Source organism: Paraburkholderia metrosideri, from assembly GCF_904848625.1.
Lineage (GTDB): Bacteria > Pseudomonadota > Gammaproteobacteria > Burkholderiales > Burkholderiaceae > Paraburkholderia > Paraburkholderia metrosideri.
The window spans coordinates 179250-199246 of record NZ_CAJHCP010000002.1 but is presented as its reverse complement, the minus strand read 5'-3'; the positions used below and the strand labels follow the sequence as shown (position 1 = coordinate 199246).

The following is a 19997-nucleotide window of genomic DNA, read 5'->3' as shown; positions in this document are numbered from 1 at the left end:
GCGACAAGCGCACCCTATGGCCATCGACTTAAAGGGCTTGAGCAAACTGCTCACTCCGGTAACGGACGAAGAGGCAGCGAAGATTATGGAGCTTCGCACTGCTGTTCATGCCCATCGCTATGTGCGCGCGACGAGGACCAAGACTTTTCAGAGGACAGTTGGGGACCAGATGAAAGACAAGGGCAATCTCGACAGACGCAACAAAGCTTGACCGTACCCTTGATCAAAGTCTATCGCCAACAACAAGCCCATCGACCACGAAGCAACTCTTCCGCTCCTTGTTCGGTAAGCGCGCATTAGACGGCGTCCCTTGCGCATTGCCATGCGACATGCGTCAGGCCACGTTTGGATTCAGTCGCCAAGGCAGCAAAGCCTCGTAGTCGTCGGCGGTGTGCGCGTGCGGCAGACCTTTGAACAACGCGATGAGGTATTGGTACGGCTCAATGCTGTTGGCTTTGCAGGTTTGCACGAGCGAATACAGGTTGGCGGCGGCGTTTGCGCCGGCGACGGTGTCACTGAAGAGCCAGTTCCGGCGTCCAACCGTGAACGTGTTGATTTGCACGGAATCCTGACCCACGGGGGATGCGGACAAAATCCTGGACTACTTTGGAGGTAGTCCATGTATTCATACGAAGACCGCGTTCGCGCGGTCGAGCTGTACCTGAAGCTCGGGAAGCGCGTCAGGGCAGCAATCCGCCAGCTGGGTTACCCGACGAAGAATTCTCTCAAGGCGTGGTGTGCGGAATTCGAGAGCAGTGGCGATCTGCAGAAAGAATATGTTCGCGCCAAGCCGAAGTACTCAGAGGAACAGAAGAGCCTGGCACTCGAGCATTACGTCAATCACGGGCGGTGCGTCAGCTTCACCCTCCGGGCATTAGGCTATCCCTGTCGCCAGAGACTGACGGCGTGGGTTCGCGAGCGCTATCCTGAAGCCAGGACATACGTGGTTGGCAAGCGAGGTCGACCGGCCGCGTCATTGGCGTCCAGGCAAGCCGCAGTGTACGAACTGTGCACACGGCAAGGAAGTGCGGAGGCGGTGGCGCGAAAGCTGGACGTCGACAGGGTGACGCTGTACAACTGGAAGAACCAGTTACTCGGGCGAGAGGCCCCTGCATCCATGAAGCGCGACAAGAGATCATCCGCAGAGACGGATCGGGACGAACTGGAGCGGCAGGTCGAAGAGCTCCGGCGCGACATCCGCAATCTGCAGCTTGAACACGACCTGTTGAAGAAGGCGGATGAACTCGTAAAAAAAGACCTGGGCGTCGACCTGCCACTCCTGAGCAACCGGGAGAAGACAACGCTGGTTGACGCCCTGAGAAAAGAATACGGTTTGGCTGAGCTGCTTACGCGGTTAGACCTGGCGCGCAGCTCCTATTTCTACCATCGGTCGTCCATACGGCTTGCCGACAAATATGCAGAGGTCCGTTGTACCGTTGCTGAGATCTTCGAGGACAATCACCGATCCTACGGCTATCGTCGAGTGCAGGCAGCGCTCAGCCGACAACGGGTGTTTCTATCGGAGAAAGTCGTGCGTCGCCTCATGAAACAGGGCGGCCTCCACGCGGCCAGGCCCAGGCGTCGCCGATATCGTTCTTATATCGGAGAAATCAGCCCAGCCCCAGATAACATCATCAATCGCGACTTCCACGCTGACGCCCCGAACGAAAAGTGGGTCACGGATATCTCCGAATTCCAGATTCCCGCGGGAAAGGTATATCTATCACCCATGATCGACTGTTTCGATGGCATGGTAGTCAGCTGGACGATTGGCACAAGCCCCGACGCAGAGCTCGTGAATACCATGTTAGATGCGGCTATCGAGACTGTGACCGAGGACGATGAGACGCCAATCGTGCATTCAGATCGGGGTGGCCACTACCGATGGCCGGGCTGGCTATCGCGGGTTGCAAAGGCTAATCTGGTCCGCTCCATGTCGCGTAAGGCCTGTTCACCTGACAACGCGGCCTGTGAGGGATTCTTTGGCAGGCTGAAGACCGAGATGTTCTATCCAGGAGACTGGCGTTCGACGACCATCGCGGAGTTCGTTGAGGTACTGAACGCCTACATTCGCTGGTACAACGAGAAGCGGATCAAGGGTTCGCTTGGCTATCTCAGCCCCATCGAATACCGTGAAAGCCTCGGGCTAACGACGTAAATCAGTCCAGGAAAATGTCCGCATCCCCGGTGGGTCAGGATTCCGTGCAAATCAACACTGAAAACAACCGGCGTAACGCGGAATACATACTTGGCGGGACCGGCTATGATAACGTTTTGGCCTATTTCCAAGCATTTCACGAAGCCATGTCCGTCTATGTGAAGCCCCGCTGGTTAAGGGACTTGCTGCGCTTTCTGCCATTGAAGAGCCAGTTCGTCTTGTCCGGAAACGTTCGCGACCTCCAGGCTTGCGAGGTCGCACCCGGGGTGGTAACTGCGCAGTCTCTCGTGAGCACGCTTACCGACAGCCTGAGGGAGACGGGCTACGGACAATTGGTGGTTTGGAACCCTGTGTCCGGTTTTGCTGTTTCAGAAGGCCGCGAGCCTCCTGTTGAGCAAGGAGATGAGACTCTACGACGCCTTGGCCTGACGCCGGTCGAAGGTGCAGCGCCTGGTGGGATCGATGCGCTGACGGCTTCCTTGGAGCGCCTGACCGCCCTGCCCGGAGCCCCTATAGCGCTGATCGTGGACTTTGCCTCGCGACTTACTATTCGGACGGAGTCGTTGAGCGCAGCAGAGCACAACCTCTTCACACGGGCGCTTGTACTGGCACACACGGTAAGCGCCCGTCCGGCAGGCGAACAACGACGCCCCTTCTTCAACACCGTGATTTGGGTCGTCGACAAGGAAGGCGACTTGCCCGACTGGCTGCTTATCGGCAGCTCGCGAATCCGTCATATCCCGGTATCCAAACCCGACAGTGCCGCCCGACGTGCGCTTTCGAAGGCGCTTTTGCGTGGCGTGCCGGGCTCGCAGCAAGCTTCGCCGGCGACCTTCGAGGAAGCCGAGTCGGCTTTTATCGACGGATGCGAGGGCCTTTTGCTAGCCGACATGAACGCGATCGCCACCCTCGCCCGCGTCGAAAATGTCTCCATCGAGAAAATCTCTGATGCCGTGAGGCGTTATAAGGTTGGTGTGACGGAAGACCCCTGGCTTTTGATTGGACGCGAGAAGATACGCAATGCCGAGCCCGTTATACGCAAGCGTGTGAAGGGTCAAGCTCACGCGGTAACGCATATGCTTGATCTGGTCAAGCGTGCGATGACGGGCGTCGGTTCCCAACGCAAGGGCAGCCGGCCACGCGGCGTTTCGTTTCTCGCAGGGCCGACGGGTGTAGGCAAGACCGAACTCGCGAAAACACTTACCGGCCTTCTGTTTGGGGACGAGAGTGCGTACATTCGCTTCGACATGTCCGAATTCAGCTCTGAGCATTCCGACCAGCGGCTAATCGGTGCGCCGCCCGGGTATGTCGGTTATGACGTCGGCGGCGAACTGACAAACGCGATTCGGGAGCGGCCATTTAGCGTCGTGCTTTTCGACGAAATCGAGAAGGCACACCCACGGATTCTCGACAAGTTCCTTCAGATCCTCGATGACGGCGTGCTCACGTCCGGTCGTGGCGACAGGGTGTATTTCTCCGAAGCATTGATCATCTTCACCTCTAACCTTGGTATCTACCGCGAGGACGAATTGGGCCAACGCGTGCCCAACGTGCTTCCAAGCGATTCCTTCGAGGAGATGGAGAAAAAGGTGCTCGGCGAGATCGAGCGGCACTTCAAGCTGGTGCTCAACCGGCCTGAAATTCTTAACCGGATTGGCGAGAACATCATCGTTTTCGACTTCATCCGGGACGACGTTGCGCAAGAGATTTTCGATCAGATGGTCCGTGTTGTACTCGAGGATATTGCGTCACAAGGAATGTCCGTCGAACTCGACGAGCCTTCCAAAGTGGCCCTTCAGCAGCGATGCCTCGGCGACCTCTCGAATGGCGGACGTGGAATCCGGAACCAGATCGAGGCCCACCTTATAAATCCGCTCGCGCGAGGCCTGTTCGACCAGGATGCGAAGACAGGCGACCGGTTCGTGATAACAGGTATCGCAATCGGTGAGCTGCTGTTGCGAAAGCTTTAGGCCATGAACTTCCATCTGTCGCGAATGCACTTTCCCGTCACGTCCTTGGGACCAGGGCAGCGAATCGGCATATGGTTTCAAGGCTGCAGTATCCGCTGTCCCGGATGCATCTCAGCAGACACCTGGTCAGTCTCGGGTGGAGAGACCACACTCGAACGCGTGCTCGAGCAGGTTCAAGCATGGCTGCCGCACGCAGACGGCTTTACCGTCTCGGGTGGAGAGCCATTTGACCAGCCGGAAGCCCTCGCAGCGCTTCTTCGCGAGCTTCGCGGAGTGTCTTCCGGCGATATTCTCGTCTACAGCGGTCACCCGATAGAGTCGCTCGCTGAAATTCTTGCGCAAGCCGACGGTTTGATTGACGCGCTCATCACTGACCCATTTGAAATGGATGCGCCGCATACGCGACCGCTGCGAGGTAGCGATAACCAGCGACTGCATTTGCTCACGGATCTCGGTCGGGAGACGTTTTCCCAGTATGAACGCGACCTACGCGAAAGCGATAAGTCGCTGGATGTCATGTTCGACGAGGACGGTAGCGTTTGGTTCGCGGGGATACCGAACCGGGATGACTTTCAGCGCTTGAGAGACCTATTGACGGACCGGGGACACCTAGTCCAGATCAGCGCCGATAAAGCGCGAAACAGATAAGACAGGAAATGTCAGTAATGATGCGTTTTTGCCCGAACTGCAAGACCGAGCGGTCTGTAGAGGAATGGTTTTGCGCCGGCACCGTCGCGGATGCCAAGTGCAACTGGGACTTGTCCGGCCTGCCGATTCGAGCGCCGGGGTGGCGGCCGCACGACGTTGTTACTGCAGAAGATGCAAACAAAGACAACAACGAAGCTGAGCGCCGGATGCCGCTTGGGCCGCGACTCCTGTGCACAAACGGGCACCCGATGAATGAGGGTGACCTGATGTGCCTCGACTGCGGGGCCGACCCCGCCACGGCCGCAGCAAATGAGCACCCTGGCCGTGTCACAGACGAAGCCGAGCGCGTTGCTGCCGACGAATCAACGACGTTGCCCGAGACGACCGAGACTCAAATCGACGGGTGGCGGCTCCTCAGGCAAATTTCCAGCACCGACGGCGTGCGAGAGCGCTATGTAGTGCAGCACTGCGATACCAACCGACAAGCGGTTCTGACGCTCTACCGCGACGGTGCCGAGCCAGACCCATCTGTCTACGACGTTGTCCGTCGCCTTCCGCGCGAGCACGTTCCTGAAATCATCGCGACCGGTCGTTGGAATACGCGGGCTTATGAAGTCGCCGAAGAGCTCAGTGGAGGCACGCTTGCCGACTTGGGTATCGCGGTGCGGGACATGGCGACTATTCGCCATGTCGTAGACGAGCTCGGACAGGCACTCAACTCTTTCTCCGAGGCTGGTCTGCGTCATCGTGACCTGCGGCCTGGCACGTTGCTTGTGCGCAGTCGGGAGCCGCTCGATCTTGTGATCAGCGGATTCGGCTCGGCACGCTTGTCGGAATTCGACCTCGACATCGTCTCTCCGCTCGAAACGACCCGCTACATGGCGCCAGAAGCCATCGCCGGCGGTGTCGCCGCGGCTTCCGACTGGTGGAGCCTCGGCATGATCCTGCTCGAGCAGTTGACAGAGGGCAAATGCTTCGAGGGTATCAACCCACGTGCGTTCCTGATTCACGTGCTGGCGAACGGGGTCACGCTTCCGGACGACCTCGATCCTACTGTTAGCCTTCTTCTGCGCGGCTTACTGGCGCGCGACCGCCACCAGCGATGGCAGTGGGCGCAGGTCAAGGACTGGCTAGAAGGCAAGCACGTCGATGCGCCATCTGCCGCGACTTCCGAGACTGATACGGTTGAAGGCGCAAGCATCTCACTTGGCTCAAAGCAGTATCACAAACCCACCGTGTTTGCACTCGCGGCTGCGGAACGCGAGAATTGGGACGAAGCCCGCGACCACCTGAACCGTGGCGTAATCGTCACATGGGCGGAAGGGGCTGGCGTTCCGTCTAAGGAGCTCGCCGGCCTGCGACAGGCTGCTCAACTTGACGGCGTTGACGACGACTGCCGTCTCATGATCGCGCTCAAGCTTCTGAACCCGGAAATGCCACTTATCCTGCGCGGCGACATCGTCACGCCAGGATGGCTGCTTCGAAACCCGCTTGAGGGTTACGACCTCGTGACGGGCGCGGTTCCCTCGTTCCTTGAGCGACTTCACACAGAGACGTGGCTTTCGCGCTTGCGGCGGCGAGCCGAGGAAGTACGCACGCGTGCGCACAATCACGCCATCGAGCTTGATGAGGACATGGTGCGGATCGCGGTGCTCTCCACTTCCCGGGCACAATTGGCAGCGCAATGGGAAGAGCGTCGGCTCCTTCTGCCGGACTCTACTCACTCAGGCTTATTGTCGCTCTCGGAACGCAGAATCGTCAGCGAAGAAGACCTTATCGTTCTTCTGAGCGCAAAGATTACCCAGTTCCGGTCCGTCGAGGAGATTCTCAACCAGGCCGCTGACGTAGCCGAGCGGGAACACGTTCTTGCGTTCGACCGGGAGGCTGCTCGGGCTGAGCTTGCGCTTGCCCGAGCAGAGCTCTTCCGGAAGCTTGACGACCGAATCGCGGGCTTCGCTCGAACCGGGAATCAGTCAATTGACGAATGGGCCGAGCATTTTCGCCTTGAACGCCGCTTGCCGTTGCACGAGGTGCTTGTCCTGCTCTCAGTGCCTGCAGAACAGTGGCTGGAGCCCCAAAAGCAGCAGTACGTGTCTCAAATCCTGGAGTTCTTCGAAAAGAAAGTCGCCACTACGGTGTTGCGCGGCCCGTTGGTGCGAATGACCATCGGCAAGACGACTGGCCGGGTTGACGTCCACGAGCTGAACGGCGAGCGTTATTCGAGCGCCGCAATGCTAGAACATTTGCTTCAACGTAACGCCCAGTCGGTCTCGATAGACCCCGCTGTTTTCGGCGCCAACGCAACTCTGGAAAACCGGCTTAATACACTCTACCGGCAAACGTCTCTTTACAAACGGGATACCGGCATTGACGGCCTCTACCTCGGGTTCCCGTTCCTTCACTACAAGGATGGTCGCAGCGGCTCGCGCCCGCGCATTGCGCCCGTTTTGCTCTGGCCAGTCAAATTGCTCATGGAGCTTGGAACCCGCGGTCAGGTTGCGCTGGCGTTTGACAGCGAGCGCGAGGAGGTGCGGCTGAACCCCGCGCTCGAAGGTTTGTTCGGACGTGACGCCGTCAAGGCATGGAGGCTCGCAGCGGACGACGTGCTCGGACGCTCCGCGCTCAAGGTTACTGACGTGGTCGATGCCTTCGGGTTGCTGGCAAGTGCAGAACGCCGCCAGCTCAGCGCCCTTCCTTCTCCTATGGCCGATGTGCCGGTGGGCGAACTTCGGATTGCATGTGCTGGCGTCTTCTTTCACGTGGACTTCGCCGGCCAGGCGATCGGTGAAGACCTGCGCCAGATGAAAGTGTTGTCGCCCTCCGGGACTGCGCTTGAATCGATGCTCCGTCTCAAAGACAAGGCGGCCTACGAGGCACCTGAAGCGTCAGCCACGGAAATCGAGCGCTTCCTGACTGTCGCCAGCGATCCTTCGCAAGAGTCTGCGGTCATGCAGGCCCGGCAAGGCCCGGGGCTCCTTGTCGAGGGCCCTCCCGGAACCGGGAAGAGCCAGACCATTGTCAACATGGTTGCGGACGCGATAGGACGCGGCAAAAGCCTGCTGATCGTGTGCCAGAAGCACGCTGCACTGGAGGTGGTACACAAGCGGCTTGTTGCGGAAGGGTTGGGAGACCGCATCGTCATGGTCAATGACGTGAACAAGGACCGTGAACCAACGATCAGGGCTGTCCGGGAGCAGCTTGACGCCATTATTCGAGGTTCGTCGTTCGACAATACCTGGGTGCGCCAACGCGAGCGCATGGCAGCGAGAATCGAAACGCTGGAAGGCGAGCTCGACCGGCAACATCAAGCGCTCCATCGCGTGGACGACTCGACGGGCCTTAGCTATCGCGCCTTACTCGGCGAATTGATCCAGCTTGAGGCTGGTTCCGCGCCTGTTAGCGTTCCGCAGCTCCGAGCAAAGCTCGCCGGAATGGACATCTCCGCGTTGACGACGCTCGAGGAGCAGTGCGCCCCGCTTGCGCGCTACTGGCTACCAGCCATGTTCGAAGGCAGCGCGCTTGGTCAGTTGAAGTCTTTTGCGACCGACCCTGCAACAATCGAGGAATTCAGCGCCATCTTCGCGGGCTTCCGCGAAGCTGAGCAGTTACGCATCGACACCCTGGCTGCCCATCCAGCGCGTTTCGATGTTGACGACCCTGCCCCGTATCGAGCCTGGCTTGATGCTAACGCAGGCCGCCTCGTGAATCTGGACGAGACACAGCGTAAGCGTCTCGCCCAATGGTTGCCTCTCTTCCGACCGGCCGACAAAGCCGACGCACCTGGCCATGCGCACTACGCCGCGCTGAAAAAACTCCATCAGGAGTTGCTGGCAATCGATAATGCCGCCTTCGACAAAACGCTATCGCCAGAGCTCACGCAGTTGGCCAATGCAGAACTCAATGACATCGAAGCAAGGGCTGCACTCGCAACCAGAGCGCCGACGTTCTTCAATCGACTCAATCCCGCGACCTACGTCAGACGTAGCGGGCTGAAAAAGTACCTCTGTAGCTGTGGTGCTCCAACGACTGACGATGCGCTTCGTGTGCTTCTGGCAGCGGCGCGCCTCGAGCAGCAGTGGCGTCCGAAACGCGATGCGTTGAACGCCACGAGCCGCTCGTTGCACCTGGATACAGTAGAACCGGCATGCGGGCCGACACTCGCCGAAGAATGTCGGACCCGCCTGCGTCAACTCGAAGAGGTGCGCGAGCTTGCGCAGCATATTGCGATTGCTCCGCGTGGAGATGAATTCGACTCTGCGGTAATGACTGGCGACCAGGCCCCCGTGAAAAAGCTGCTCGATGGGTTCGAGACAGCCTTCGTTCGTTACAACGCCCGCCAGCACAGTTTCAATGCGTTGAGTAGGCTTGAGGAATGGGTCTCACCAGAGCTGGCTGATGCGTGTCGTCGCGCCATTGCAGAGAACGTGAGCTACCAGGCGCCGCTAAACCGTATCAACGACGCGCTGCCGACACTCGCCGCATATCAGCAGTTCCGCACGCGTTCAAAGCACCTCAATGCGCAAGCTCTTGAGGTGTTTGCCATCATGCGAATCCACGACACGGCTCTCGCTAATGTTCCGTCCGAAGATCTTGACTGGGAGGTCCGGCGCCTCATAAACCGAGAGGCAAGACTGGGCTGGAAGCGTCGCTTCGAGCAGGACAACCCGGAGCTCCTCCTCGACCAGACTGAGACGGCTGCAAAGGTCGAAGCGTTGGCGGGCGCAGATGAAGAGATGCGACGGCTTAATCGCGAGGTGCTGCGCAACGGGATTGACCGTAGCAAGCTCGGCTCGGTACGCGACTGGGAGGACGTGACCCGCCTGAGCGGCCGACGCTCCCGTCGCTTGCGGGAGTTTATTGAACTTGGCGCAGGCCTCGGCCTGATGGCGCTGCGCCCAGTCTGGATGATGAATCCGGACGTGGCCAGCCGCGTGTTGCCGCTTAAATCGAACCTGTTCGATTCAGTGGTCTACGACGAGGCGTCACAGATGCCGGTTGAATACGCCATCCCAACATTGTTCCGTGGCGGTGTCTCCGTTGTGAGCGGTGACGAAAAGCAGATGCCGCCAGCCAAGTTCTTTTCGGGTCGGACGGACAGCGACGAAACGGAGATTTACGATGGCGAACAGCTCGACGAGGACGCTACCGAAGAAGAACGCGAACTTTTCGAAGATACCTGGAACCGCCGCGAGATTAAAGACTGCCCCGACCTGCTTCAACTGGCACGCAGTTCCCTGCCCATTACCACCTTGCAGATCCACTATCGTTCTGCCTACCGTGAACTGATTGGCTACTCGAACGCGGCCTTCTACGACAACGAACTCAGCGTTCCGGTCCGGCATCCTGAAGCGACGATTCGAGAAGTCAAGCCGCTGGAGCTGATTCCGGTGAACGGTATCTACGAACGCCAGACGAACTCTGATGAGGCGGACCGCGTGGTCGAATACCTCGCGCAACTCTGGAAGCGACCTTATGACCAACGTCCGTCTGTCGGCGTTGTCACGTTCAATCTTAAGCAGGCTAGCCTCATCGAGGAACGACTGGAGATACGGGCCGAAGAGGACGAGGATTTCCGAAATGCCTATCGCGAAGAAAGCGATCGCTCCGACGGCGGCGAAGACATGGGCGTGTTCGTCAAGAACGTAGAAAACGTGCAGGGAGATGAGCGCGACGTCATCGTATTCTCGACAACGTTCGGCCGCAACAGTCAGGGAGCGTTCAAGCGCTTCTTCGGCGTGCTCGGACAAAAGGGTGGCGAACGGCGCCTGAACGTCGCGGTGACGCGCGCTCGAAAGAAAGTCGTGCTTGTTACATCGATGCCCATCCGCGACATCTCGGACATGCTCAACACCAAGCGCAAACCAGCCATCCCGCGTGATTACCTTCAAGGCTATCTGGAATACGCGCGTGCGATGTCAAATGGAGATGTCCCAACCGGGCGGGCGCTTCTTGGCCGAATGAGCAGCGAGCGTGCTCATCTGAAATTGCAGGACAACGGCGAAACCGACGGCTTTGCAACGGATGTTCTCGAGTATCTCCGCGGGCTTGGACTGTCGCCCGTCTTCGCTCAGGAAGGCGACGCCTTTGGCCTTGATTTTGCCATCGCCGACCCGGAAACCGGTTTGTATGCCATCGGTATCGAGTGTGACGCCCCGCGCCACCATCTGCTCCAAAGAGCCCGGGCACGTGAAATCTGGCGACCTTCCGTCCTGCGGCGAGCCATACCGACACTGCACCGCGTCTCATCGCAGGCGTGGTATCACGAACCAGCGGCGGAAAAGGCTCGACTGAAAGCGGCAATTGACGCAGCCCTGAAAACGGAGGTCGCAGCATGAGTGGGCCGAAGGTTGTTCGAATCGTCACACGCGAAGAAGTTCTTGCCATCTGCGAAGCGCATCTTCACCGGCTCGACCAAGCGATTGCCGCGTGGACGGCATCAGGCCAGCGTATTGGCGAGCTTTCGGCTGAGGAGATCACAGCGACTCACGAACGTCGAAAGGCACTCGCTGGATTAATTGCCAAGGACGCTTTCATGGAACTGCAGAAGAAGGTTCCGGATGAGATCGCATTCCTGAAGGCAGACGTCACACGGCGACAACGCGCTGCGGTCGATAAGGCGGAACAGGCGGCAAAGCGTAAAAGGCAGGGACGCGATAGTGCGGCGACGCTCATGACTGCCCTCAAGTCCAAAGGCATCGTGGTGCCGCAGGAGCTTTCGTCAAAGCTCGACCTCATCGCCTCGGGCGTGGACGTCGCAAACGCCGACACACTGCTCGCTCAAGGATTCAGCCTTCTCGTACCGGAGTCATCGCAGACTATCAGCGAGGCACAGCAAAAGTTGGCGACTAACCTGTTGGGCAATGAGACGCCTCAGGACTTTGGCGAGTGGAAAGTGACGAACGTTTCCCACAAGAACAATCCTCTTTACGACCGCGTCGACCGCCAGGTTGCCGAGGCGCAAGTGTTTCTTGAAGACGCTGAAGTTGCGACATTTGCGGCCAGACTGCGCTCGATCGAAGCCGAGGCAAACGAACAGCGTCGTAACCTCTTGCTAGATAGTCTGATCCTCGACCTCTCTAGCGCCGTAGATGCGTCTCGCGCACATCGCTCTGCGATCGAAGAACTGCAAGAGTTCGCCTCTGAGCTCGGAGCAAACGCGTCCACCGAGGCCGCAGCTTTGCTTGCCCGTGTTCAGCAGTGCGGCTCCGCAACGTCGTTACAGACGATTGCCCAGCTTGCTGGTGAATGCAAGAACTTCGTTTCGCATGAGCAGCAACGCCAAGCGGCACACGCACGACGTGACGCAATCCTTGAGGGCTTGGCCCGCCTCGGGTACGAAATCAACGACGGCATGGAGACCGCATGGGCCCGCGATGGCCGCGTCGTAGTTAAAAACCCAGCATTGCCTGGCTACGGTGTCGAAATCGGAGGGCAGGCTGAGGCGAGCCGCCTGCAGGTTCGAGCAGTGGCACTGTCTGCAAATCGCGATAGCGCACGCGACAAAGACGTCGAAACCCTTTGGTGTGGTGACTTCGGCCGACTTCAGGAGCTCCTCGTAGCCGAAGGCGATAGTTTGCTCATTGAGCGCGCGCTCGGTGTCGGTGAGGTTCCGCTCAAGGTCATCCGAGACGCGGAATCCGATACTGCATCAGTCGATAAGCAACGCTCGCTACGTTAATCGACCAGAAACTAAATCGGCCGTTCGACCGTCAACTGATAGTAGCGGAGAAATCTCACTTTTGTTCCTGAAAGCGTTGACGACTCTTGCCGTCTCCCGAGAACAACCCGACGCAGCGTCAATCGGGTTGCCGAGCAACGCCAAGGTCGAACCCATCCTGCAGCCGCAAAGAAAGGCTTTGCGAGGAACCGTGGTGCTCTTCATCGTGACAATGCTTCATCCTAGTGTGAACGGCTAAGCCCGCGGACGAACCGAGACTGCCTACGAAGGGCACATGTCGACCCCTATGCGCAGGTCGCAACGTTACTTGCAAGCGCCTGCTTTGCAGCGATTGCAGTCAGCCGCAGTAACGACGCGACAACGCCGTTTGAGCCGAACAACAGTCGTTTGCGGAACGCATGGATGCCGAGTCAGCCCTTTGCGCGAGAGCTTTTGCTCGACGAGCCGCCTCATCCGCGGGGTTCCCCTGCTACTTGATCCTGCGGTCGATGATTTTCGCCCGCTCATCCCGCCAAGCTTCGCCGCCACGTAGCGCGCTACGCACCTTATCCAGATAGCGGCGCCCCCTGAGGCTATCGGCCGCGAGGTCAACCAGTTCTTTCCAGAGATTGTCGTTGTCGACGACGGTACCAAATTCGATTGGGGGCAGTTCCCGGTCAATGAAGCTGTCGACGACCGCGTTCCGGAGCTTCTCGCACCGGTCCCAATCACGCAAGACTGACCCGTATGGCAGCCGCGGCTTGGCGATGCGCCACGCTTCGTCGGTAAGGCGCGCGGATGCCATCGCCTCGTGAAGGCGCTGCACGGAGAGGAAAAAGAGCTTGCCGGCCGACCTCGAATACCGCCCTCTGGCGCGGGCAAAAAGGAAAGAGGCAAGCAGATCCTCGTCCCGCACGTTATCTGAAGTTTTCGTTCGCTCGACCGCAGTCACCCATGGGTCGGTCCCGACGCTGTTCGGTACGGACTCAGGGGCTAACATCTCGGCCAGGGCGAACAGCAACGGCCTGTGCCAGATGATCCCGCGCGACATTCCCTCGGCCAGATCGTCGATACGATGCGCAATTGTTTGAATCCAAGTTAGCCTAGAGCGGATCCCGGCGGCGTCCAGACTGGACAGTGCAGCCACCACCGGATCGATGCCGAAGCGGTCAACCATAACTGCCGAGCATTCGTCGCGACCAGCCTCCATTAGCGCGCCTACGATCCGGATTGCCGCATCCTGACTGGCGTCCAGGGCGCCGATTAGTCTCGACGCGTCCAGTGAGGCTATCCGCCACAACGATGCACGCTCGAGGACGTCCGGACGTGCGGAAAGCACTGCCATTGCGGCGCCGGGCACGGCCTCGATCAGATTGCTCAGTTCCTCGACGTCCGCTTCGGCGAGCGCGGCATCGACTGCCTTATGGAGCGGATCGTCTTCCGGCAGGTCGTCGGCGAGGAAGTCAGGCTTCCATCGCAGCAGGGCGCGGCCGACTACAAGCGGTTCGATGCCAAGCAGGTCACGGTCTGCGCGCACCTGCTGCAACGCGAAATCAAAGAGCCTTCGATCTACGAGTCCAGGTCGCGAGAACACCATGCGCGCAGCCGCAGCGCGACCCATGCGGCCTTGGTTCGGCCCCAGCCGCTCCAGTTCGGAAACTGCTTCGGCCAATCTAAACGATCCTGCGTTTTGCTCCAGGGCGGCATACAACTGGACAAGCGGAATCATTGCCGCCCGGCCGTTGGTGACGTCTGAACCCACGTCGCGCAGGAACTGCCGCAAGCCCGATCCTGTAGGCGTCACGAGGTCGTCGAGAAGGGTCTCCATCCAGTCGCCCCGGTTTTTCGCGGAGGCGATCGCCCGATCATACACCTTCGAACGGCTCGTTCGACTCACATCCCTCAGCTGAAGATCGAACGCGTCGGTGGAGGTGGAGCGGTCTTCCGCAGAGAACGTGCAGAACCTAAAAGCCCGACGCAGGCGGGGCCACTGCTGCATCCATATGGCCACGACGAGCTCTTCGTCTTCGGGACGCTCGCGTTCGTCGACAATCCTATCCTTCGGTTTTCCATAGAGCGCGCTAGCCCACTGACCGGCTCGCCTCAGATCGGAAGGTGCGACGGGAGTCGCCGCCCGAGAGGCCATTACCTCGAGCTGGACCGCAAACGGGGATCCTCCGCCGGCAGAGGGACGTTGGAGGCGCTCGAGCAGGTCGTCTACCGAGCCGAGCCTCGCGAGATCTGCAAAGTCTATGAGGATGGAGTGGGTCCATACGCAACCCGGCCGGCTCATCTCTGGAGCGGCCCAAGTTCGCGCGAGGACGTACTTGCCCGATTCGGCGAGAGGGTATCCAGTGATGTAGCCGTTCGCAGGAATGCGACTGCCGCTGCCGGACGCGTCGCTAAGCACCAACATCGTACGCGCGTCAGACTGCGGGAGTTTGAGCGATCCTTCAATGAGACGGTGGCCCTCGCTGTAGCCATGAAGCGTCTGATCGACTTTTATACGATCCCTAGTCAATGCATCAGCCATTGCAGCGGCTCTGTCAGGTCGTTCGATTCGCGTTCGGCGAAAACGAGACGGATGCGGTTGGCCGCGATGTCCACCTCTCGCAGTCGCTCCGCGTCTCTGCCCTTCGCCGCCTTCTTCTTCGGGGCCTCTCCGTCCACCGGTTGGGTATTTGCCTCGTTGCCGTCGTACTCGCCGCCTTGAGCGCTGACTCCGTATACCCGGCTCGTCCAACCGTCACGGGCGGCTTCGAGGTACTGGGCGAGGAGGGGCAGCTTCTGCCTAAGGAAGGCGTCAGGCGTAAGCCTTTCGCCCTCAACCTTGTCCCAGGCGCTGATCATGACGACAACCTTGCGGCCCGCACGACCTACGGGAGCATGCGAAATTAATTGGAGCAGATCCACTAACTGCACCTGGGTCGGGGCGAAGCTTGGTTGCCAATCTTTCGGAAGGGTCTCAGCCTTCTCCCTGCCTGTCGCCCTGCGCTGCGCGGCGCGCTCCGCGACCCAAGCGGGCGCCTTCACTTTGTTGCCGTTTAAGAGCAGCAGAATGTTGCCGTCGGCAAGGCTCTCGCCCAGCTCGCGCCCGAGCTCGCGATCTTCCCACATTGCGCGGAAGTCTTCGCCGGGTGCGTCGGGCATCGCGACCTCGACCACCTTTCCAGCAGCGTCCTTCAGATTCATCTTTACCGCGCTTAAGCCCGTGAGCCTAGTGCGTGCTTGTTCGGTCGCCTTCCGCCAAACCGTCACGACCTTGCGCAGATAGCTATGGTCGTTTTCCCCTATCGAGTCAAAGGCGAGCATCTTCGTGACGCGTCGCTCGTTCACTAGTTCCCACAACGCCGCTAGGAAGGTCGTCTTGCCGGATCCCGGCAAGCCGATGATCGATATTGAGACGTGATGCTTGCCGCTTTCAGCCACGTTCCGCCTCCTCAATCGTGAGGCCGTCGAAGACGCGACCGCTGCGATGATGCTGCCTAATGCCTTGGGGCCCCGCACCCGGCTTCATCCAGAACTCTAGCATTTCGGCCAAACCGGCGCCACGCATGACGTTCGTGTCCTTGGGCGACGCGGACGTAACGAAAGAGCAAAACTCGCCGAAGTGGATGGCGAACGCATCCCTAATGCCGTCGACGATGGCGCGGAAGTCGCGTTGCACTTGGTCCTTACGGGTCGAGGCCTGCACGGCGTCGTCCTTCGTAAGGACGATCGCGAGATTCGGCTTCCGTGAAAATGCGCCGTTCTCGACCATGCCCTGGATGATGAGCGGTATGGTGCCGATGACGTCGGCGCGGTCGCGCGGCGATGCTAGCCGCCGGCCATCCACCAGCACGGTGATCACGTCGGCCCGCCGGAGTTCAAACATGGCGGCCGCGTTCGCCGCTAGGTCGGCGACCTCCTCGTACTCCTCGCCCGAACGGTCTGCGATGAGCACCGACTGAAGGAGCCCGTCCCGCAGCATGTCGAAATGGTAGAAGCGGACTTCGCCCCTCTTTGTGCGCTCCGAATGCGGTTCGTCGCGCTCCGAAGCGACCCTCGCGTCGTGACAGATGATTTCCAGCCCGTGCAAGGTTGATGAGCCGGCGAAGATGGCGTGGGCTACCGGGCCCACTTGGAATAAGTCGAAGAGGCCAGCAATGACGCTTGTCTTGCCAGAGTCGTGCACACCGATCACGCCAATGACCCGCGAGGGTAGCGATGCGAGCACGCGGTCGGCGCGTCTGCTCTCAAGCGGAAGCGCGTCGGGCAAATGCACGCCGTCGAAGGCGCCAATCGTCTCCTGGCCGTCGTCTCCCTCGGCCTGATCGCCCCCTTCTGGCTCCTTGCCGTAATAAGGGCACTTAGCGAGATCGTCGTGGCCTTCGATGCACCGGCCGCCCTGGGCGATGCGGCACTCACGGTTTGCGCAGACTAATTCGGTCGTGGCCATTGCGGATCAACGCAGCAAGAGGATTTCGCGGTAGAACTGTTCCGCGAGTGCGATGGGCGACATGGTCGCCCCGCCATCAATACCGGTTATGGCAGTCCATCCGGCATACCAGCCCTCGCCGGCCCCGGTCTCTTGGCGCCGGAGCAGCGCGAAATGAACTGGCGAAGTGACGGGTGACGGCTTGCGATCCTTCAGAACGGACGATGTCCAGTCGTCTGAAACGGCATTCACTGCATCGGCGATCTTAATCTTACCCGTCGCCTTCACGCCTGCGCGCGACAGCAACGCGGGTATCGAGTTCGGGCCTGGGTAGATCTTCGTGAGCGATGCAAGGTCGCGCGCGAATACGAGAGGCTTCTCGCTGACGGGAAGGTCGGCGAAAGCCTGGTTCGAAAACAGCGATCGCTGTCCGAGCACCCACGATAGTAGGTCGAGTTCCTCGTCTGCCTTCTTACCGGCCTCCGCGAGCAGCTTGGTGGACTCGTTGAACTTGCCGACGAGATCGATAAGCGCTTCGCCTACAGTTTCGGTGAATTGGTCGAAAACACTCTTGAACGTGCTCGGGACATTATGCGCGACCCCGGCAAAGTCGGGCTCGAAGGCGAACTCTGGGGCGGGAATGCTGAGCTTGCTGAGGTCAGGTCGCATGCGACGCGAAGCGCCAAGCTGCGACAGGGTGTTCTCGGCCAAAGTGACCAAATCAACCGGCAGTGAGGGTTTGCGCGCGCCGCCGCAGGCGGTCGTGGTGACGGCTAGTGCGACGAGCGAATGCCAACCGAGGTATCGTAGGACGACGCCGGCAGCCAGGACCTGGTCCTGCCGGGCTCCCTGTTCGATCGACGGATCCGCGTCCGAGAACGCTTGATGAAACGCTGCCAACGCCGCGGCCAGGTCATCCTCCTGATGCCCCCCGGGCGGCGACTTTGTGCCGAAGACTAGCCGTGCGAGCATCTCCATTTGGGCTAGCGTCCAATTTTTAGTGATGGCTTCGATTGCGGTCCAGCGCAGGGCTCGCTGCGCACCGTCGGTCGAGATCTCGGAATACAGTTTTGGAAAGTCTGCGTGCATCTTTAGTCCCGCTCCAGTCTATCGTTCTCGCGCGTCAATGAGTTGCTCCAGTCGGCCAAGCAGGCCGCGCTCTGAAGCGCGGATTAGGGCGACGCCGTAGCGGTGAGGCTCGGGTAAATCGATCTCCCCGTCGCTGATCAGACCAAGCTCGAGCGCGATCTCACGCCGATCACTCGAGTCCAGGTCCCAGAAGCGGTCGACAAGATGCCTCGTCCTCGCGTCGCCCATGGATGCCTCCGCATCTGTATAGGAAGCGGAAGCCGTCGCCTGAGCCTTGCAGGTCTCGCGTGTGACAGTCTGCACAATCCCGCCGGTCTTCACTCCGCTCGTTTCCTCGGACGGAAAAGGTATCCAGTGCCTGAATACTTCTTGGCCGTCGTTCTTCCGAATTGGCTGGAAGCCCTCTGGTTGCGGCTGGTACCGGTAAAGGTGGCTAGCGACGTCAATCCGCCGCTCCGTCCCCTCGCCTGCCACATTCAACTCGATGATGTTGTAGCTCGGTTCGAACTGCTTTTCCGCGTGCGATGGGTTCACCGAACCCGCACTCCATCGGACGTAGGTCGTAGTCTCATGGATCCGCTGCCGATGCTTGTGACCGAACACCTGGAACATCGCCCGCTCGTTTAGCATGTCCTCGACGTCGTCACCGTCGATTAGCCAGTCGGGCGGATGATGGCAAATGGTGAGATTCACGACGTTTGGTGAAGGATCGATTGTCTGGAGCGGGCTCAGGTAGAGCGAACCTCTACGGTCGTTGGCGCCGTTGCGTGCTGAAAGTAAGGTTGACGTCAGGCCATGAATCCGAAGCGTGACGCCCGGTCCTAGCTCTCGTTCCTGCTTCCAGTAGAGATGGCCAGGATAAACCTGACAGCTCATCTTCTTAGCGAACTCGTTGTACGCAACGTGTCCGTGGAAGAGAGCCTGTCCGGTGACGTCGTGATTCAGTTGCTTCCGGAGCATCCATAGACGGTCGTCTTCGCTTTGTGCCTGGAAGATCATCGCCTGCGCGTTCATCGTCGGTGCGTCCTCGCACGACTTTCTGTTCACGTCGTGATTTCCGGGCACCACCCAGATACTGGCGCTGTCGCAACCGCATTTCGCCGCCAAGTCCAGCAACCAGGCTCGCGCCACCTCGAATTCCCGAGGATCCCCTTGGTACGCAATATCGCCGCCTACCATTATTGCGTCTATCGGACCCAACGCGGCAACGCGGCCAGTCAGGTGCCGCTCGAGGCGCGTGCGATAAGGCTTGTCCCGGTCGTGGTCGGGATCAAGACATTCAGGGGCTCTAAAGTGGATGTCAGAAAGATGGAGAATCCGCATCGTTTTGTTCTCAAGACTCCGCGGGGCATTAACGAAGGCTGATCCATCAAGCGACCTTAACCCCCTAGGTTCTTTCTATCTCGCTACGCTCTAAGTTTAAAAACGTCGTTTGTCAGCTATGCAAAGCCGATGGTCACACGTCGCACGGTGACGCAGTATATTCGAAACGGATGTTCAAGGTGCAGTATAATAGCGCGCCCGTCGGCACGCGTCGGGTTCATCGCGAACACAAGTCGGTCGTCGACTTCGAGTCCGGCCTGCGCAGAGGCTGCCTTGTAGCCATTCGGAGCTCAGAGCCACGGTACGCTACCTTAACATTCAAGTGGATGACTCGTTGCACATTCGAATCAGACCGAAATCTGACGCCGGTTGGGTCACGCGTTCGACGCTCCTTCCACCCGATCATTGCGTCAAAGTGGGGCGCGTTGACCGCTGAGCCAAGAGAACCACGGGCGACATCTTTCCTTCGCAGCGTAACTTCCGCTTCACAAATTCCAGCAGCCACCTATGCACGGAAATGGCCGTCGGCAGTGCAGCCTGGAGCTATCGTTCGCTGTCCTGTAGTGTATGACTGCTCCTGGCCGAACCTGGAAATACGAGGTCGCCTCGAACACCGCGATCCCTGGTTAAAAGCCGAACTTCCGTAGACGACCCCACTCCGGTCGGATAACTTTCTCCGAACCGGTCAGTCAGCCGAATCCGGGTTTTGCGAAGTGGTGTGCCGATAAGCGGCCG

Annotated in this window: 11 protein-coding genes and 1 pseudogene; 6 read left to right on the top strand and 6 right to left on the bottom strand. The window is 59.5% G+C overall.

Annotated features, from left to right (window positions below):
* Window positions 1-16 precede the first annotated feature (16 nt).
* Window positions 17-211 carry a hypothetical protein gene (locus tag LMG28727_RS03820; RefSeq protein WP_201640984.1) on the top strand — a complete coding sequence of 65 codons (195 nt, stop codon included), beginning with the start codon at window positions 17-19 and terminating at the stop codon, window positions 209-211.
* A gap of 123 nt (window positions 212-334) precedes the next feature.
* On the opposite strand, the pseudogene LMG28727_RS03815 reads toward LMG28727_RS03820, so the two are convergent.
* Window positions 335-556: pseudogene (locus LMG28727_RS03815) on the bottom strand (transposase domain-containing protein); the annotation flags it as partial.
* 63 nt (window positions 557-619) lie between these two features.
* Between LMG28727_RS03815 and LMG28727_RS03810 the strand changes: the two are divergent.
* The 5 genes from LMG28727_RS03810 to LMG28727_RS03790 all read left to right on the top strand — a co-directional run bounded on the left by LMG28727_RS03810 (window position 620) and on the right by LMG28727_RS03790 (window position 12454).
* Window positions 620-2158: an IS3 family transposase gene (locus LMG28727_RS03810; protein WP_201640983.1), complete on the top strand. Its 1539-nt coding sequence runs from the start codon at window positions 620-622 to the stop codon at window positions 2156-2158.
* Window positions 2159-2304: 146 nt separating this feature from the next.
* Window positions 2305-4128, top strand: a complete 1824-nt coding sequence (locus tag LMG28727_RS03805) for an AAA family ATPase (RefSeq protein WP_201641348.1) — start codon at window positions 2305-2307, stop codon at window positions 4126-4128.
* A gap of 3 nt (window positions 4129-4131) precedes the next feature.
* Window positions 4132-4776 (top strand): 4Fe-4S single cluster domain-containing protein, encoded by a 645-nt coding sequence (locus LMG28727_RS03800; RefSeq protein ID WP_201640982.1) that lies wholly within the window; start codon window positions 4132-4134, stop codon window positions 4774-4776.
* A 17-nt stretch (window positions 4777-4793) separates the two neighbouring features.
* Window positions 4794-11111: an AAA domain-containing protein gene (locus LMG28727_RS03795; protein WP_201640981.1), complete on the top strand. Its 6318-nt coding sequence runs from the start codon at window positions 4794-4796 to the stop codon at window positions 11109-11111.
* Entirely contained in the window at window positions 11108-12454 is a 1347-nt protein-coding gene (locus LMG28727_RS03790; RefSeq protein WP_201640980.1) for a hypothetical protein, read from the top strand. Before LMG28727_RS03795 ends, LMG28727_RS03790 begins: the two co-directional genes overlap by 4 nt.
* A gap of 469 nt (window positions 12455-12923) precedes the next feature.
* Here the strand turns inward: LMG28727_RS03790 and LMG28727_RS03785 are convergent, their stop codons facing one another.
* The 5 genes from LMG28727_RS03785 to LMG28727_RS03765 are packed head-to-tail and all read right to left on the bottom strand — an operon-like array spanning window position 12924 to window position 19262.
* Window positions 12924-14966 carry a GAP1-N1 domain-containing protein gene (locus tag LMG28727_RS03785; RefSeq protein ID WP_201640979.1) on the bottom strand — a complete coding sequence of 681 codons (2043 nt, stop codon included), beginning with the start codon at window positions 14964-14966 and terminating at the stop codon, window positions 12924-12926.
* Window positions 14951-15862 (bottom strand): TRAFAC clade GTPase domain-containing protein, encoded by a 912-nt coding sequence (locus tag LMG28727_RS03780; protein ID WP_201640978.1) that lies wholly within the window; start codon window positions 15860-15862, stop codon window positions 14951-14953. The genes LMG28727_RS03785 and LMG28727_RS03780 overlap by 16 nt, the downstream gene beginning before the upstream one ends.
* Window positions 15855-16871 carry a TRAFAC clade GTPase domain-containing protein gene (locus tag LMG28727_RS03775; protein ID WP_201640977.1) on the bottom strand — a complete coding sequence of 339 codons (1017 nt, stop codon included), beginning with the start codon at window positions 16869-16871 and terminating at the stop codon, window positions 15855-15857. Before LMG28727_RS03775 ends, LMG28727_RS03780 begins: the two co-directional genes overlap by 8 nt.
* Before the next feature lie 6 nt (window positions 16872-16877).
* On the bottom strand, window positions 16878-17939 hold the full coding sequence (locus LMG28727_RS03770) for a GTPase-associated system all-helical protein GASH (RefSeq protein ID WP_201640976.1): 1062 nt from the start codon (window positions 17937-17939) through the stop codon (window positions 16878-16880).
* 18 nt (window positions 17940-17957) lie between these two features.
* A complete protein-coding gene (locus tag LMG28727_RS03765) occupies window positions 17958-19262 on the bottom strand; it encodes a metallophosphoesterase (protein WP_201640975.1) in 1305 nt (434 codons plus the stop codon).
* Between the last annotated feature and the right edge of the window lie 735 nt (window positions 19263-19997).